Annotated in this window: 19 protein-coding genes, 1 pseudogene and 1 other annotated feature; of the genes and pseudogenes, 8 read left to right on the top strand and 12 right to left on the bottom strand. The window is 65.6% G+C overall.

What is annotated here, in order from left to right; genetic code table 11:
- Window positions 1-445: 445 nt before the first annotated feature.
- Together ALI144C_RS00465 and ALI144C_RS56525 are read right to left on the bottom strand one after the other, a co-directional pair.
- On the bottom strand, window positions 446-718 hold the full coding sequence (locus ALI144C_RS00465; protein ID WP_076984974.1) for a hypothetical protein: 273 nt from the start codon (window positions 716-718) through the stop codon (window positions 446-448).
- Window positions 719-735: 17 nt separating this feature from the next.
- Window positions 736-996 (bottom strand): RGCVC family protein, encoded by a 261-nt coding sequence (locus tag ALI144C_RS56525; RefSeq protein ID WP_083752575.1) that lies wholly within the window; start codon window positions 994-996, stop codon window positions 736-738.
- A 369-nt stretch (window positions 997-1,365) separates the two neighbouring features.
- On the opposite strand from ALI144C_RS56525, the gene ALI144C_RS00470 reads away from it, so the two are divergent.
- Window positions 1,366-1,824: a DUF5994 family protein gene (locus tag ALI144C_RS00470; RefSeq protein WP_143230297.1), complete on the top strand. Its 459-nt coding sequence runs from the start codon at window positions 1,366-1,368 to the stop codon at window positions 1,822-1,824.
- A gap of 141 nt (window positions 1,825-1,965) precedes the next feature.
- Window positions 1,966-3,090: a transaldolase gene (tal, locus tag ALI144C_RS00475; protein WP_237773872.1), complete on the top strand. Its 1,125-nt coding sequence runs from the start codon at window positions 1,966-1,968 to the stop codon at window positions 3,088-3,090.
- Between the two features lie 420 nt (window positions 3,091-3,510).
- On the opposite strand, the gene ALI144C_RS00480 is transcribed toward tal, so the two are convergent.
- From ALI144C_RS00480 to ALI144C_RS00490, 3 genes are read right to left on the bottom strand one after another with little or no spacing between them, the layout of a single operon-like run.
- Window positions 3,511-3,810 carry a hypothetical protein gene (locus ALI144C_RS00480; RefSeq protein ID WP_076984975.1) on the bottom strand — a complete coding sequence of 100 codons (300 nt, stop codon included), beginning with the start codon at window positions 3,808-3,810 and terminating at the stop codon, window positions 3,511-3,513.
- A gap of 10 nt (window positions 3,811-3,820) precedes the next feature.
- Window positions 3,821-4,396 (bottom strand): DUF5994 family protein, encoded by a 576-nt coding sequence (locus ALI144C_RS00485; protein ID WP_193441137.1) that lies wholly within the window; start codon window positions 4,394-4,396, stop codon window positions 3,821-3,823.
- Window positions 4,393-5,301 (bottom strand): acyl-CoA desaturase, encoded by a 909-nt coding sequence (locus tag ALI144C_RS00490; RefSeq protein WP_076984976.1) that lies wholly within the window; start codon window positions 5,299-5,301, stop codon window positions 4,393-4,395. Before ALI144C_RS00490 ends, ALI144C_RS00485 begins: the two co-directional genes overlap by 4 nt.
- Window positions 5,302-5,730: 429 nt before the next feature.
- Between ALI144C_RS00490 and ALI144C_RS00495 the strand changes: the two genes are divergently transcribed.
- The 4 genes and pseudogenes from ALI144C_RS00495 (at window position 5,731) to ALI144C_RS57095 (ending at window position 7,758) form a co-directional block, all read left to right on the top strand.
- Window positions 5,731-6,462 (top strand): FadR/GntR family transcriptional regulator, encoded by a 732-nt coding sequence (locus ALI144C_RS00495; RefSeq protein ID WP_269086642.1) that lies wholly within the window; start codon window positions 5,731-5,733, stop codon window positions 6,460-6,462.
- On the top strand, window positions 6,459-7,226 hold the full coding sequence (locus ALI144C_RS00500; protein ID WP_076984978.1) for a sulfite exporter TauE/SafE family protein: 768 nt from the start codon (window positions 6,459-6,461) through the stop codon (window positions 7,224-7,226). The genes ALI144C_RS00495 and ALI144C_RS00500 overlap by 4 nt, the downstream gene beginning before the upstream one ends.
- Window positions 7,227-7,298: 72 nt before the next feature.
- A pseudogene (locus ALI144C_RS58820) lies at window positions 7,299-7,553 on the top strand (pyridoxal-phosphate dependent enzyme); the annotation flags it as partial.
- Window positions 7,554-7,599: 46 nt separating this feature from the next.
- Window positions 7,600-7,758 carry a hypothetical protein gene (locus tag ALI144C_RS57095; protein ID WP_237773873.1) on the top strand — a complete coding sequence of 53 codons (159 nt, stop codon included), beginning with the start codon at window positions 7,600-7,602 and terminating at the stop codon, window positions 7,756-7,758.
- A 269-nt stretch (window positions 7,759-8,027) separates the two neighbouring features.
- On the opposite strand, the gene ALI144C_RS00510 is transcribed toward ALI144C_RS57095, so the two are convergent.
- A complete protein-coding gene (locus ALI144C_RS00510; protein WP_076984980.1) occupies window positions 8,028-8,750 on the bottom strand; it encodes a hypothetical protein in 723 nt (240 codons plus the stop codon).
- A 512-nt stretch (window positions 8,751-9,262) separates the two neighbouring features.
- On the opposite strand from ALI144C_RS00510, the gene ALI144C_RS58290 reads away from it, so the two are divergent.
- Window positions 9,263-9,436 (top strand): sigma factor-like helix-turn-helix DNA-binding protein, encoded by a 174-nt coding sequence (locus ALI144C_RS58290; RefSeq protein ID WP_269086643.1) that lies wholly within the window; start codon window positions 9,263-9,265, stop codon window positions 9,434-9,436.
- A gap of 214 nt (window positions 9,437-9,650) precedes the next feature.
- Here ALI144C_RS58290 and ALI144C_RS00520 read toward each other — a convergent pair whose 3' ends face one another.
- The 3 genes from ALI144C_RS00520 to ALI144C_RS00530 all read right to left on the bottom strand — a co-directional run bounded on the left by ALI144C_RS00520 (window position 9,651) and on the right by ALI144C_RS00530 (window position 11,855).
- Window positions 9,651-11,072, bottom strand: coding sequence for an alpha/beta hydrolase (locus ALI144C_RS00520; RefSeq protein ID WP_083752578.1), 1,422 nt, complete (start codon window positions 11,070-11,072; stop codon window positions 9,651-9,653).
- A 337-nt stretch (window positions 11,073-11,409) separates the two neighbouring features.
- Window positions 11,410-11,622 (bottom strand): cold shock domain-containing protein, encoded by a 213-nt coding sequence (locus ALI144C_RS00525; protein WP_441297521.1) that lies wholly within the window; start codon window positions 11,620-11,622, stop codon window positions 11,410-11,412.
- 32 nt (window positions 11,623-11,654) lie between these two features.
- Window positions 11,655-11,855: a cold-shock protein gene (locus ALI144C_RS00530; RefSeq protein WP_076984983.1), complete on the bottom strand. Its 201-nt coding sequence runs from the start codon at window positions 11,853-11,855 to the stop codon at window positions 11,655-11,657.
- Window positions 11,856-12,068: 213 nt separating this feature from the next.
- Between ALI144C_RS00530 and ALI144C_RS58295 the strand changes: the two genes are divergently transcribed.
- A complete protein-coding gene (locus ALI144C_RS58295; protein ID WP_269086641.1) occupies window positions 12,069-12,203 on the top strand; it encodes a hypothetical protein in 135 nt (44 codons plus the stop codon).
- A gap of 274 nt (window positions 12,204-12,477) precedes the next feature.
- Here ALI144C_RS58295 and ALI144C_RS00535 read toward each other — a convergent pair whose 3' ends face one another.
- From ALI144C_RS00535 to ALI144C_RS00545, 3 genes are all read right to left on the bottom strand, one after another.
- Window positions 12,478-13,293, bottom strand: coding sequence for an IS3 family transposase (locus ALI144C_RS00535; RefSeq protein ID WP_143230298.1), 816 nt, complete (start codon window positions 13,291-13,293; stop codon window positions 12,478-12,480).
- Window positions 13,201-13,329: a sequence feature (AL1L pseudoknot), on the bottom strand. It overlaps the preceding gene by 93 nt.
- 280 nt (window positions 13,330-13,609) lie before the next feature.
- Entirely contained in the window at window positions 13,610-14,155 is a 546-nt protein-coding gene (locus ALI144C_RS00540) for a hypothetical protein (protein ID WP_237773875.1), read from the bottom strand.
- Window positions 14,152-14,448: an AbrB/MazE/SpoVT family DNA-binding domain-containing protein gene (locus tag ALI144C_RS00545; protein ID WP_237773876.1), complete on the bottom strand. Its 297-nt coding sequence runs from the start codon at window positions 14,446-14,448 to the stop codon at window positions 14,152-14,154. Before ALI144C_RS00545 ends, ALI144C_RS00540 begins: the two co-directional genes overlap by 4 nt.
- Window positions 14,449-14,714: the final 266 nt, after the last annotated feature.

Raw genomic sequence — 14,714 nt, forward strand, 5'->3', positions numbered from 1 at the left:
GACAACACGATGGCCGCACATGCCAAACCGATCGATGCGGGCGGCCGCGTACGATGCATCAACGCAAAAGACCTCGGCTCGTGATCCGTATCCGCGATTATCGCGATACGTCACGCACCGAGGTCTGGGGTTACAACAATCAACGTAGCCCCTCCACCCAGATGATCGCTACCTCGGGCCCCCAAATGGACGCATCCATCCGCCGGTGCAAACTGGCACCCGACAGTCCGGAGGGCATCGAAGCCGGACGCCGTGCATCGAACCGATCCACGACGACCCCGACGCCAGCGCGGTCGAGCTGTCGTTCAGTCCGCTGTGGACTTCCCACTGGGCAGGCCGGCGCACCTCGGCGCGCCGAACCGGGAACACATGGCGGGCCGCCACGACGAGTTGCTGTCGCCCGTCGGACCCAAACCGTGTCACCCACTGTCGGGAAACGGCCGTGTCAGGCGAATTCGCGCCCGGGTCGCAAGCGCACGGGTGTGTGCCGTCTGTCGATGCCTTGCTTGCCGTTCACCGGCAACAATCCCGCCACGCCGTCGTCGCTCGGCGACCGGCCGTCGGCCGGATCGAGACCGAGTGCAGCGAGTAACTGCACGCAGTCAGCAGCGTCGTGGGCCGCGGACGCCACCGCACGGACGCCGCGATGCCGCTGTTCCCGATTCAACGTGTCGAGGTCATGCACTGATGCGGTGCGCAGATTGTCAGCACGGTCCATTGTGGCGTTACTCCTGTTCAGCCCAACCAGTGGTGATCGCCGCTGCAGGGAGCCCGGTGCGACAGTCTTTGGCTCGGGGAAACGCCGGCGTCGGCGGAGCACACGCAGCCGCGGTCGTGTCCCGCGGCAGCTGTCGCATTGCAGAACCTGATCCCGATCGGATCGTGCGCGTTCCACGGGTGCGGACATACGAGGCAGATGATGTCGATTCCCGGCTCGGAGACGATCGGTTTGGCGTCTGCTGTGATAGGTATGGGCCCGTCCACTCGGTTGTTCACGCGGCCGCCGAGGTCTGGGGCGATTGCTCAACCTTACTCCCTGGCCGCTGAGCCCGCTCGACAGCCGAAGCGGACACCGTGCTCGCCATTTCCCGAACAACCGCGATCCGGAAGTGTCCTGACGCCAAACCCGGCTGACCGCGCACCCCTCCCGCAGCAGCCCGGTTCACGCACCCGTTCGTGATCAAATGCGGGGGTGTAGACTCGGCATTACCGAGAGCACTTCGCACGCTGACAGTTGAGTCAGCGTCGTCCTCGGCGAACGCTCACGCCGGTTGCGTGACGACCGGGGACGGGAGCACCGACATGCCGTCGGGCTCACACACAGACACCGCTCAACAGACCTCCGTGAACGCACCGCGTCTGCCGTTGCGCCTGCGGCTCAAGCCAAAAGCCCCTCCGACAGGGTACGTCGACGGTGGCTGGTGGCCACGTTCCCGGGAACTCGCCGACGAACTCACGGCGCTCACCGACGTGCTCGCCTTCCGCTTGGGCCCGGTCGTCCGAGTGGCGTTCAGCCCTGCGGAATGGAATCCCGTCGACGAAGCGGACGACCTACCGATTCGACTGAAGCCCCTGTGTTCCCAGGAAAAGAACATCGTTCGAGTGTCCGGATCGGACGGACGGCAGATCACGTTGCTTGTCGTGCCACCGGAAGCCACCGATGAAGCAGGCCACGCCGCCATCATGCGGGCGGCCAGGCGGGCCAATGCGGACGAGCCGGCCGATATCCTGGCCGCCTCGGGCGTGGTTCTCGCCGACGCGCGGAGGAAGAACAAGCGCCACGTGTTGCGACCTCGGCTGCGGACGCGTCACCCGCAACGCTGATCGCGCTTTCCCGCGTTGGAAGAGCACCATCGAATTCTCGATGCGTCGGTGTTCACGCCGAGTGGACGCCGCGGCGACCACCGCGCTGCCCGGACAAACCCGGATTGTCCAACCACCTTCCACCGAGCTCGGAGGTTCCTCGTGACTGCCACGCCCATCCACGACCCACTCGGTGAGCTGTCCGCGGCCGGGGTGTCGATCTGGCTCGACGACCTCTCCCGCGAACTGCTCGCCAGTGGTCAACTGGCCGAGCTGATCGCCGAGCGGCATGTCGTCGGTGTCACCACCAATCCCACGATCTTCGCCGCCGCCATGGCCAACGGCGATCGCTACACCGAGCAGTTGAGCCTGTTGTTCGGTGCGGGCACGGACGTTGATGACGCGGTAGTCGCGATCACCACCGCCGATGTGCGCGCCGCCTGTCAAGCGTTACGGGACGTCTACGACGCCACTGGTGGCGTCGACGGCCGGGTCTCGATCGAAGTCGACCCCCGTCTCGCCCAGGACACCGCCGCCACCGTGGACCAGGCCAGGGTCCTGTGGGAGGACGTGGACCACCCGAACCTGTTCATCAAGATCCCGGCCACACGAGCGGGGCTCACCGCGATCACCACGGTGATCGGCCAAGGCATCAGCGTCAACGTCACGTTGATCTTCGCGTTGGACCGTTATCGCGAGGTCGTGGACGCCTACCTCACCGGGCTGGAACACGCCGCAGCCGCCGGACTGGATCTCTCGGCCGTTCATTCTGTCGCGTCGTTCTTCGTCTCGCGCGTCGACACCGAGATCGACGCCCGTCTCACCGCGATCGGAACCCCCGACGCACTCGCCGCCAGGGGCAAAGCCGCGCTGGCCAATGCCCGCCTGGCCTACCAGATGTATGAGGAGGTCATCGCCGGACCACGCTGGGCACGGCTGGCAGCCGCGGGGGCACACGCACAACGACCGCTGTGGGCCTCCACCGGAGTCAAGGATCCGGTCTACCTCGACACCATGTATGTCTCCGAGCTCGTCACACCGGGTGCGGTGAACACGATGCCCGGTGCGACCCTCGCCGCGTTCGCTGATCACGGGAGGGTCACCGCGGACACCGTGCGCGGCAGTTATCCCGCGGCCCGTGCTCACCTCGACACCCTGGAACGCCTCGGCATCGACTACCTGGACGTCACCGACACCCTCGAACGTGAAGGCCTCGCCAAGTTCGTGACGAGTTGGAACGAGCTGAGCCGTACCGTGAGACGGGAACTGCACGCAGCCAGGTGCTGATGCCGACTGACTCCAAATGGTCCCTTCCACCGTTGGACACAGTGGTCAGTCCTCGTCGGCGTACATCTCCCGTGGAAGTCCCTGAGCCAGCTGATGTACCCCGTCGTCGGCCTGGTCGGACCACTGGACGACAGGATCAACTTCAAGGCCGAGTTTCGGTGGGATGAGGCGGTGGCGGTGGCCGGGCGTACACGGACCGCCGCGTCCGCCGCGAGTGGCAGGCAGGTTGCTGCTTCAGCCCGAACGTTATCGGCACCTCGTGCTGCGTCAGCGTTCGGGCCACCATGATCGCGCGGCATGGAGTCGGAGCGCGAAACCGAGGAGCGGGCGGTCATCAGCGTTCCAGGCGAAGGTGCGGCCTCTCCGATTGATGCTCGTGACAGTACTTTGAGGACAGAACGCCGCTTCGGAAGGTTGTCGTCACCTCGTTGGCCACTTGTCGAGTGCTTGTCGTAGCGCCGAAGCGATGCCTCGGAACGTGCTGCCGCTGTCGTACTGGTCGACGAGGATGTCAGTCACGCCGACGATCGCCTCTGTCGCCCGGTGGCTGGCCTTGACGAGAGCCACGGTCACGTTGCCAGGCAACTGGGATGAAGCGGTGGTGTCTGTCCCGGTCGGTTGCGTGGCCTTCCAGGCCGCGTCGACCTGTTCGAGCGCCTCGACCAGGTCTCTCCACGCGGTCAACTGGTTGGTGCTTTTCTCCGGCTCGATTCTGGTCATGATCTGGTCCTCAGTGCGCGTGGTGCTGGGCGAGGATGTGGCCTCCCTCGGCCTCCCAGCGTTCCTCGGGCGTCTGGTCAGCGGTTCGTGGTTGAGGGGCAGTGGCGGTGTCGGCCTGAGCCTGTTCGGCGGATATGCCGTTGCTGGTGAGGATGTCTTGGACGGTGGCGGTGGTGCCTGGGTCGGCGGCTGACCTGAGTATCGCGCGTGCCGCACCGCCGGGGGTGTCCGGTGGTACGACCAGCAGGGTGATCCGCTGACGGTTGTGCCCCGTGAGGGTGACGGTGTTGGGCTGCATGGTGCGGAAACCGTCCATTCGTACCACCCGGTCGTGCACGGTCAGTTTGCGTGCCGTGGCGGTCCACGCGTCGAGGTTGTACCCCACTCGGCTGATCGGTCCCCATGTCGAGGTCAGGGTTGCGACCAGCGCGGGGAACTCTGTCGCCGAGTCGGTCGATCGCGGCCACCAGCCGCCGTCCACATGTCCAGGCGCGGCGTTGTCCGGTTTCATCCGCAACCGGACCTCGTTGCGGGCTGGATCGTTGGGCAGTCGGAGGGCCATGTTGGCCAGGGTGTCCGTAGTCATGCCGCGCTCCCGGTGGTGTTGAGTTTGCGGGCCAGCCGTTCTGGCCGGGGCCAGCGAACTTTGGTGGCCCAGCCGAGCTTTTCGAAGACCCAGATCAGCCGCGCGGAGATGTCGATCTGGCCACGGCGGACGCCGTGGCGTGCGCAGGTGGGGTCGGCGTGGTGGGAGTTGTGCCAGGATTCGCCCATCGACAGCAGTGCCAGTGGCCAGAAGTTGGCGGACTTGTCGCGGGCGGTGAAGGGGCGGTCGCCGATCATGTGGCAGATGGAGTTCACCGACCAGGTGACGTGGTGCAGGATCGCGACGCGTACGAGACCGGCCCAGAAGAACGCGGTCAACGCCCCCCACCAGCTCCACGTGATCAACCCGCCGGCCACGGCAGGGGCGAGGAGCGATACGACTGTCAACGCGGGGAACAAGCGGTTCACGCGCTGGATGTCCGGGTCGGCGAGCAGGTCAGGAGCGAACCGGGCGGCGTTGGTGTGCTCTCGCTGGAACATCCAGCCCATGTGCGCGTGCCAGAACCCCTTGGCCAGCGCACCCGCCGAGGTCCCGAACAGCCACGGGGAATGCGGATCGCCCTCGCGATCGGCATAGGCGTGGTGGCGGCGGTGGTCGGCGACCCAGCCGATGATCGGTCCCTGCAGGGCCATGCTGCCGGTGACCGCGAGCGCGACGCGCAACCCGCGGGTAGCGGTGAACGCCCCGTGGGTGAAGTACCGGTGAAACCCGACCGTCACACCGAGGCAAGTCAGGGTGTAGAAGAACGCCGCGATCCCAACATCGGTCCAGCCAAGGCCCCAGCCCCACACAAGCGGGACCGCCGCGGCCAGAGCCACCGCTGGAACGATGGCGAACAGCTTGACCAGGAACATCTCGGTCCGGGATTTCTCCCCCGCCAGCATCGGCTGGGGACCCGCGTCCGTGTGAGCGTGATCGCGGGATGGGCGGTCGTGGACTGTAGTGCTCACGTGTTCTGCCTCCGGGAAACGACGACTGGTTCTCCGCCGCCGGGGGCTGGGGCGACCGCTGTGGGATCGGAATGGGTGGCCTGGCCACGGAATCGGCGCCACACGGTGCGGGGTCCCGTCAGGAGCCGCTGATCTCCACATTTGTTGTGTACCCGGCATCACTGGCGACAAACTGCCGATGAGGGGCGGGAAGGGCACATAAGCGTGGCTCTACACCGTGCACAGGCAGCGCTATCGACGTCCACACCCGCTGGCGCGTGATCGCAGGACAGCCAGATCGAATCGCTGATCGGATTGTGATCGATGCTCGCCCTCGGCACGAGGGATACCGATGGCGGTGCACATCGCGGGTGAGGTGCCCGGATAGAGCAGGGCCGGTGGCAGGTCGGTGACGTGCTCCCCACTGAGGTCGACCTCGCGGAGGAGTTCGGGGTCAGCCGACCGACCCTGCGTGAGGCGTTGAGCGCGCTTCAGTTCGCGGGATATGTCGAGTCTCGGCGCAGGCGGGGCACCGTGGTGCTCAGCGCGTCGCCGGTGCCCGGTGTCGCGCGGCACGTGGGTGCGGCCGGTTCGTTCGCCGAAGTGGTGGATTTGCTGGAAGCGCGGCTGGCCGTGGAGCCTGTCGTGCTCGCGCTGGCAGCCGCGGATCCTGATCCCGCCGCGCTGGACGAGGCTCAGGACGCGCTGTCCGGGATGGCACTCGTGGTCGGTGCGGACACCATTCCCGCGGATACTGATCACCGGCTGCATGTGCTGATCGCGCGGGTGTGCCGCAACCCGTTGCTCCGCGAGCAAGTCATCGCTCTGCTCGACCGCGCTTCGGGTCCGTTCTGGCAGCAGACGCAGGCCGTGGCCTGGCAGCCGGATGCGGCCTTGTGCCGGGAGTGGGCCGAGGACCACGCCGGGATCCTGGCGGCGCTGGAGCGGGGCGACGGCGTGGCGGCGGCAGCGATCTCGCGACGTCACCTGCTGACGGCTGTGGCGAACGCCGCGAACTGCGCCCAGATGCCCGCGTCGGAGCGGTGGCGCGTGCGGCGGCTGGCAGAGCGCTTCCACGCCGGTCGTGGACCGGCTGATCCTGATCCGGTGCCATGATCGGAGTCCTGCTGCTCGCGATACCCGTGGGCCTGCTGATCGGCACTGTCGGGGTAGGCGGCGTGCTGCTGCCGCCCGCGCTGGTGCACCTGCAGGGCCTGGACATCCATGCCGCGGCGGGCACGAGCAGCTGGTGTTTCCTGTTCACCGGAGTGGTCGGCACGCTGGTCTACGCCCGTCGGCACGCGATGCCGTGGTCGCTGGTCGGCAGGCTCAGCTTGGGCGCGGCACCTGCGGCGACACTGGGCGCACTGACCAACGGCCTCGTTCCCGCCAGCGTCGTCTGGCTGCTGCTGGGAGCGATCACTCTTGGCGCGGGCGCTTATCGGCTGTACTCACGGCACCGTTCCGGCGGTGATCACACCCAGTTGCCCACCGGCACGGCGGTGGCGACCGGGGCGGTGGTCGGGTTCGGCTCGGCCCTGACCGGAACTGGTGGGCCGGTGGTGCTGGTCCCGGTGCTGCTGGTGCTGGGCATCGCGCCGTTGACCGCCGTCGCGGCCAGCCAGGTCATCCAACTGCCACTCGTGGGATTCGCGGTCCTCGGCTATTCGACCACCGGATCCGTCCACTACGGACTGGGCACAGTGCTCGGTGTTCTCGCCGCGGTCGGCGTCTTCGTCGGTGGGCTCATCACCTCGCGGCTCGAATCCCGCAAGCTCCACTCGATCGCGGCGGTGACCCTGGTCGCCGTCGGCATCCTGCTGCTCGTCCTGCCCGTCATCCCGATGCCCGGCGCGGATATCGAAAGGACAGTCCCATGACCACTCTTGTTACGAGACTCGGGGCGGTTTCCGCGGGTCTCGCTCGCCCTGACCCCGACACCACTGGACGCGTTGCCCCAGCTCAGCGACAGGCTCGGGCCCAGTGTCCTGCTCAAACGCGAGGACCTCACCGGGTTCGCGCTGGGCGGGGACAAACCGCGCAAGCTGGAGTACGAGATCGTCCACGGCCTCCAGAGCAACGCGGACATCATCGTCACCTGCGGTTCCATGCAGAGCAACCATGCCCGGCTGACCAGCGCCGCGGCCCGCAAACTTGGCCTCGACTGCGCGGTGGTGCTCAGCCGCGACGACTACGACGAGTTCCAGGGCAACCTGCTCACGATGCGGCTGCTGGGCACCGATGTGCACATCGTTGACACCGACGACCACTGGGCGCTCGAACCGCACGCCCTGCGACCAGGTCATCGTGCTGCACTCCGGCGGCGTACCAGCCCTGTTCGCCTACCACGACGCACTCGAACAACACCTCAACACCAGACACGAGCACCGCTCGGACACCCAGCAGCTGTGACGATCGCAGAGTGCTGTCGAGCCGCATTCCACGAACAACCTCGACCTGGTGGCCGGGCGCGTCTGTTCCGCTGGAACCGAACAGCTTCTGCTCGCAGGGTTTCTGCCGGGTGCCACCGATTTCGCTATAGTGGTAAGCACGCCGCTGCCCGCGGTCGACCCGGTCGGGTTTGCTGGATGGATCAAAGCGTGCCAACCACGGAAGCCAGCGGCAAAACGCGGGAGCATGCCACAGAAGAGGGCATGCTCCCGCAGAACGAACCGGCTGGATCAGCGGCGGTTCAGGCCGAGGTCGAGACCGAGGCTGAGGCCCAGATTGCGGTCATAGCCGCCCTGGTGCGGTCGGAAGGTGCCGCAGGCGGCCGGTGAGGTCGCTTCCAGTGGCAGGGACGGGTCCAGGTCGCTGGGAGCGGCACCGTCGTACTTGCCGCTGTGGTTCGGATCGATGCCGTGCACCACGAGGACTGCCTTGCCCGTGCGGATGCTGGCGGCTACGTCACTGGTCACTGTGATGGTGCGCTTGTAGGTATAGGAGGTGTTTTTGGGGGTGGGGAAGCGGTCCACCGCCAGGCCGCTGGCGGGACTGGTGTCTCCGCTGGTGGTCAGTGAAGTGCCGATGTGGCCGTAGAAGGGGTGCCCTTCGGTGGTGTTGACGATGCCGTCTCCGCTGGTGTCGGCCTTCTGCGATGGGCAGCGACCCTGAGCGCCGATGTGGATGTGCTGGGCGTGCGGGGCCTTGGCCAGAACGCCGCGGGCAGTGAACGCGATTGTCGCCTGGTTACCACGCAATACGAGCACGCCGTGACCTCGGGCACCGCTGTGGTTGAGCTGGCGAAGCTGCACGCTGGCGGCAACGACACCTTTGCCCTTGTCAGAGTTGCCATGGTCGCCGTGGCCCTCGTGTGCCGAGGCGATTCCGGGGGTAACGAACGCCAGTCCGAGCGCGACCGCTGGAACAGCCACGCGGGCCGCTTTGGTCTTGAACGTCGACATTGATCGTTCCTCCTGTTGGTTGGTGCGTTTGTGCCCAACACCAGGAATTCGGACTCGACGCCGCTCCGGATGGGTGGTGCTGGCACCGCATCTCCACGCCTGCCCACCGGTGACGCCCGGATCCCCAGGATGTTTAAATCAAACCCGATACGCACGAGTAGAAAACGACGTCGACGAGCGTGGCGGGCGTTGGACGGGAGTGTGGTGGCCCGGGGACCGGCCACTCCAATCGCGTACACCGTCGCCGTTACCCATACGCACCAACACTCTGATCATCATGGGGCATCCTCTGGGTGAAGTGCACCCTCTTTCGATCATGCGGGTTGTGATCGATGTAGCGGCCACCCTGGTGACAGCCTCCACGCACGCCAGGTAGTCCGAAACGGACGGTTGCGCTCTCCGTTCGAGTTGCCGCTGAAGACTGAGAGTGGCACGCTAATCATGCGATACTTACATGCTCGCGTCATCGCCCCAGCCCCCGGCGGTTCCCTTCAGGACAACGCACGAACAGCATCTCCGAGCAGAACGGGCTTGGCGCCCTTCCTCCGCTACAGCGTAAGTCGATCGAACTGGCCTATTACGGCGGATTGACCTACACCGAGATCGGCGACGTTCACCACATCCCGGCCGGCACGGCGAGATCCCTTCTCCGCGACGCGCTGATCGGTCTGCGCGACCGCGTGTGAACTCCGGGCATCAGTACCCAGCGCGAGGGGTTGTGCCCACTGAGGTGGTGTACGACAATTCCACAAGGTAGCGCCCGGCGACTCCATACGGGACGGTCACAGTGTGTTCCGGCCTGTTGGTCGTCGATGCCGATCTGGGCAACGGCCTGCTCCAGCACGGGCCGCAGAATGAGACGGTTGGCTGGCCCGACGCACACCGCCAGGACTGGCCCGATCAGGTGGCGTGTTGCGGGCTGTTGTGGCTTAGCCAACGGTGTATGGCGTTGTAGACGCGGTCGTGTCGCAGCAGGTGGAAGTGATGCATGCCGCCGAGCCATTGATGGTCGGCGTTCTGGTTGCGGTCGCCTGAGCTTGATGGGAGCACGAGCAAGTCACCGACGAGACGGCCGTAAAGGCTGCCTTCTGAGCGCGACAGTGTGACGGAGATGAAGTACTGCCGGATGCCGGCGGGCAGTCTGGTGGGCCACGGTTCCACAGCGGATTTACTTTTTCGCCATTGGGCTTCGTGCAGGTAGCCTTGTGCGAGATCTTTGATGCCATCGCTGCGCAGAGCTAGCACCCGCGAGAGTGGGCCGGCGATAGCGAATCTGCTCAACAAGGCTGTTATCCGGGTGACCGCGCGTTCCAGCGGTGCACCGGTGTGCGGACTGCCCAAGCACACCAGCCGGTCCACCTTGTGCAGCCAGGGGGTGGTCTGGCGCTGCGCCTGGTGGAGTGCGCTACGCGCTACCAAGCCGCCCATCGAGTGTCCGATAAGGACGACCTGGGTCACCGGCACCGGCCAGTTCTCGACAAGGGCGGAGAGCAGGGTGACGAGTTCGCGTCCGTTGTCAGAGATGTGCCGTCCCGTGTTGTAACGCAGATACACCGGGCTGTAGGACAGGTCCGCAGCCAACCGGCCGCCGAAATCGATACGACTTCGCCTCTTCGTGGCCCTGGCTCGGTGGAACCACGATAGTTCGGTATCGATCAGTCCGTGCAGGAACACGGCAAGACGCCCGGTCGCTGTCGGATACGCTGCGGCGAGTGACCTGGTGTCTGGCTCGATCCGGCGCTGGTCAAGTCGTATCGACATCTGCGCGGGCCGAACCTTACCCCGCAGATCGGCACGTTCCCTGAACGCTCCGTTGGCGAACCCGATCGCGCGCTGGCCGACCGCGGACGTCGTCAGCGAGTCTGTCCATGCCTTGATCGGAGGACGGACCTTGGTGGGAACGGGCTTCACGATATGGCTCTCAGATGGGGGAAGGGTGATCACCGACAGGGCTGCCCGATCTGTTGCCTTTGCTCGCCAGGATGTCTCGGCATCGACTGGACTGTCCTGATCGGACGCTGTTCGCAGAGTGGCGCGCGTGGTGTCGCCCGGAGTGTCCGACCGAACCACAAGCAGCGTGCCATGCAGGTAGCCGACGACATCGTTGCGGCGTCCTGAGCGGAAAATCTGCTTGTGCCCGGCATCGTGGCCAACGCAGGCCACCTGCCGCGAGCAGTAGAACGTTGATCGCCATCCGGGCGATGTGGTGCCCGCGCCGCAGCTGCAACAGGCTGGCTGTTTGACCTCACGGGAGAGCCAGGCGAAGTCACTGCCTCGCCGAGGATCTGCGACGTTCGGCAGTGGTGTGTCCACTGTCGTCATCAGGTAGCATGCCTTCCGAAAAGGTGATACGTGGCCCCAAGTTTCCAGTTCGCGATCTGAGCCGACGTCGACATGATGAGGAGCCGAGAGGGCGTTGATGGGCTGTTGTGCTCAAGGTCCAGCTCCGGGCGGTGGTTCGGTTCCGTCGGCGAGATCTGGGTCGAGCAGCAGGCCCGGCGGGCACCCGGCCCTTTGATCATGGGATTTCCTGGCGCGACCGGGCTAACCTGCATACTCGTTGTCATGCCGACAGGCCGGTGGCCTTCAACCGGAACACGGCTGAAGACCACCGGGTCGTCTGCCCCTGTCGGGGTGGTCGCTGACAGGGACGGGTTATTTAGCCGACCGGTTGAACGTCTGCGGCACGCAGGCCATCGGCGTGCGTTTCAAGCGTGAACCGCACCCGATCGCCTACGCAGACGGGATGGCGGGACGTGCCGCCGCTGATCTGGGACTGGTGCACGAAGATATCGGCGCCACCGTTGTCGCGGGAGACGAAGCCGGCGCGAGAGATGAATCCGTAGCCGTGTTCCGCGTCGAACCAGGTCACTGTTCCGTGTGCCATGTGACTGTCCGTCCTGATCAGACAGCGCGGACGCTGATGGCGTGCGGGCCCTGGGGACTCTGGCCGACTTCGAACTCGACGCGCTGGTTGTCGTCAAGACTGCGGTAGCCAACGCCTTCGATCTGCGAGTAGTGCACGAAGACGTCCGGGCCGGCCTCACGGGAGAGGAAGCCGAAGCCCTTCTCCGAGTTGAACCACTTCACGGTTCCCTGTGTCATTTTTCCTCACTTGTCTGGACGGAGATGCGGGTGCCGCAAGGCGCGGTGCCCAGGCCGAGCTTCAGACGGCAACTTCTCCAGCTTGTTTCGCAAGTAAAGAAAGAGACGCCCGCAACTTCGTTTCCGCGAGCGTGCTGTGACACGAACACAAAACTCTACGACCACCTCGCACAACGCACCTGGTATCCGATTCGTTCCATAAATCATCCTCCGGTGTCTCATATCACCCTGGCGCACGGCGGCACCGGAGCCAGCACGGCTCTGGCTCGTACCGGTGGTGACGACGGCTCGGCCACCTATGCCGAGACTGTCCGACGTGCGCTGCCCGACGTGGTGCAGGGTCAGTGACCGATGGCAGTTGTGGCGCAGTCCCGTGATGAGACATGGCGGCAGGTGAGTCTGCTGGCCTGCATGGGTGATCTCGGGTGGCACGTCGTCATGCTCGACGTGCTCGCAGGTCTCAGATGGCATGTGCGGTGTGTGATGGACCGTCACGGATTTGGGACCGGCTTCGGGGTTAGACCAGCGCCGGTCGGCGTGGTGGTTGTTGAGCGTAGTAGAGCGCTTCGTGTTCGGCTGGGGTGCGGTAGTCCAGTCGGGAGTGCAGGCGGGCGTTGTTGTATCAGTCGACCCATTCCATGACCGCGAACTCGACCTCGGCCAGGGTGGTGAACGGGCCGTGCTGGCTGACGACCTCGGTCTTGAACAACCTGATGATCGACTTCGCCAGAGCGTTGTCGTAGGCGTCACCCACGGACCCGGCCGATGCCGTGAGCCCTTGCAAGGCAAGGGATTCACTGAAACGAGCCGACGTGTATCGACTCCCGGCATTGGAGTGGAACACCAATCCCGGCTCGACTGGGTGCCCGTGGTGATCACGTCGCCAGACCGCCGTCGTGAGTGCCTTGGACACCAGGCCGGTGGTCTTCGTGCTGGACACGGTCCAGCCGACGATCGCGCGGGAGTAGACTTCGAACACGAACGCCACATACGCCCACCCCGCCAGGGTGGACACGTAGGTGAAGTCCGCGACCCATACCCGGTCCGGCGCGGCCGCGGTGAAGTCACGGTTGAGCCGGTCAGCGGCGCGGATCCCGTTCTTGGACGGGATCGTGGTCCGCGGCCGTCGTCCCCGCACGACACCGTGGTGGCCCAGGTCGCGCATGATCCGGTCGACCGTGCAGAACGCCACGTCATGGCCGTGGCGGCGCAGGTAGCGGGTCATTGTCCGGCGCCCGTACATCTGTTCCGGCTTCCCGCTGAGATTCCGCAGCACGTTCTCCACGTGAGCGTCGGCGACATCGCGAGGTGAGGTTGGCCGGTGGCGGGCCTTGCGGTCGGTCCGGGGCGCGATCTGGATCCCGTGCTCGCTGAGCGCGTGGCAGATCGACTCGACGCCGTAGACCTGGCGGTACTGGTCGATGATACCGACGATCAGGGGTGTCGCGGGTCGAGTTCCCGCGCGAGAAAAGCCGAGGCCAGCTTCAGGATCTCGGTGGCCTGCTTCAGGTGCCGGACTTCTTTGCGCAGCCGCAGCAACTCCTCCCGCTCCGCGGAGGACAGATCAGACGCTGTCGGTGTGCCGGGCCGGTTCCCTCAGCGAGTGCCTGCTTGATCCAGATCCGGAGTGTCTCGTGATGGACATCGACCATCGGACCGAGCGCCCGGGCAGCCGCGTACGGCGAGCCATACTCCTCCAACCGCTCCAGAGCCAGCCGCACGGCCTTCTCACGAACCTCAGGCGGGTAACGCTTCTACATGATGACGACCATCTTCCTCAAAACGGAAGCGGCCTCAAATCCGTGACGGTTCAACCTCGTTGATCTCGGCCAGCTTGGGGTGTCTGCCACAGCGCGTCGGGTTGACGGCAGTCGGCGTGGTTTGGCGACCTTCTTGGCTGGGTTGACCGTCGGGCTGATGAGTTCGTCGTCTTCGGCGTGGCGGTAGAGGCAGCGCAGGGCGGCGATGAGGTGTCCGCCTGCGCTGTGTCCGCCGCGGGCGTTGCGGCGGGCGACGACGTTGACTTTGACGTGCTCGACGAGCTGTCTGATCTGGGATGGTGTGGGTTCGTCGAGTCTGCGGTCGCCCCAGTGGTCGAGGATCCGGTTCCAGTAGGAGGCGTAGACGCGCCGGGTGCCGTCGGTGACCGCGGCGGACACAATGGGGATGTACTCGTTGAACGTCGGGATTGTGGAGCGTTCGACTGGCGCGGTGAGGAGGTCTTGTGGGCTGATGCCCATCCGGCTCAACAGCAACCGGGCGGCGTCCAGTTCGGCTGATGTGGACGGTGTGGCGGTCATGGGAAATCACCCGCCAGAAGGACATCGAGGACTGCGGGTGGGTAGACCGTGCGGACCTGCCGGTTGAGGTCGGCGGCGAGCAGGACCCGGTCGCCCAGTCGGAGGCCGACTCGGTGACGGATTGCTGCGGGCAACCGAAGATGGCCGTGCTTGGTGATCATGGTCACTGAGCACTCGTTGGGGTGAATCGTCAAGCGGCCCTTGGCTTCCTGGATCGCCAGACCGGTGCCGCAAGGCCAGCCGATCGCGCAGATCAGGGCTTGGTCGGCGACGCGGCCACGATCGTCCACCACGCCCAGTCGGTAGAGAGCTGTGCTTGACCGGGTCAGCGGGGGAGCGATCGGGGAGGGCAACGGGAGCCGCGCAGCCGGTGTACGCCCAGGTACTGCGACCGTGGTGGGGAGGACCACTGGAGAAATGACTGAACCGGTCACAACGACCAGCAACTAAGAGCTTGTCGCATGTGGCTGCTTTTCGGAGTTTCTTGTAGCAGGTGAGCGTGGCGGCGAGGGTGAGGAAGGCGCAGAAGTGGTTGGCGTAGCGGTCGTAGCGGATGTTG

Source organism: Actinosynnema sp. ALI-1.44, assembly GCF_001984155.1.
GTDB lineage: Bacteria > Actinomycetota > Actinomycetes > Mycobacteriales > Pseudonocardiaceae > Kibdelosporangium.

What these genes read in the sequence shown, in the direction of transcription:
- ALI144C_RS00485 (WP_193441137.1), bottom strand. Translation starts at nt 4,396, where the DNA reads ATGACTACGGACACCCTGGCCAACATGGCCCTCCGACTGCCCAACGAT.
- ALI144C_RS00480 (WP_076984975.1), bottom strand. Translation starts at nt 3,810, where the DNA reads ATGACCAGAATCGAGCCGGAGAAAAGCACCAACCAGTTGACCGCGTGG.
- ALI144C_RS00465 (WP_076984974.1), bottom strand. Translation starts at nt 718, where the DNA reads ATGGACCGTGCTGACAATCTGCGCACCGCATCAGTGCATGACCTCGAC.
- ALI144C_RS00510 (WP_076984980.1), bottom strand. Translation starts at nt 8,750, where the DNA reads ATGTCGACGTTCAAGACCAAAGCGGCCCGCGTGGCTGTTCCAGCGGTC.
- ALI144C_RS00500 (WP_076984978.1), top strand. Translation starts at nt 6,459, where the DNA reads ATGATCGGAGTCCTGCTGCTCGCGATACCCGTGGGCCTGCTGATCGGC.
- ALI144C_RS00490 (WP_076984976.1), bottom strand. Translation starts at nt 5,301, where the DNA reads ATGCTGGCGGGGGAGAAATCCCGGACCGAGATGTTCCTGGTCAAGCTG.
- ALI144C_RS00520 (WP_083752578.1), bottom strand. Translation starts at nt 11,072, where the DNA reads ATGACGACAGTGGACACACCACTGCCGAACGTCGCAGATCCTCGGCGA.
- ALI144C_RS00530 (WP_076984983.1), bottom strand. Translation starts at nt 11,855, where the DNA reads ATGACACAGGGAACCGTGAAGTGGTTCAACTCGGAGAAGGGCTTCGGC.
- ALI144C_RS00540 (WP_237773875.1), bottom strand. Translation starts at nt 14,155, where the DNA reads ATGACCGCCACACCGTCCACATCAGCCGAACTGGACGCCGCCCGGTTG.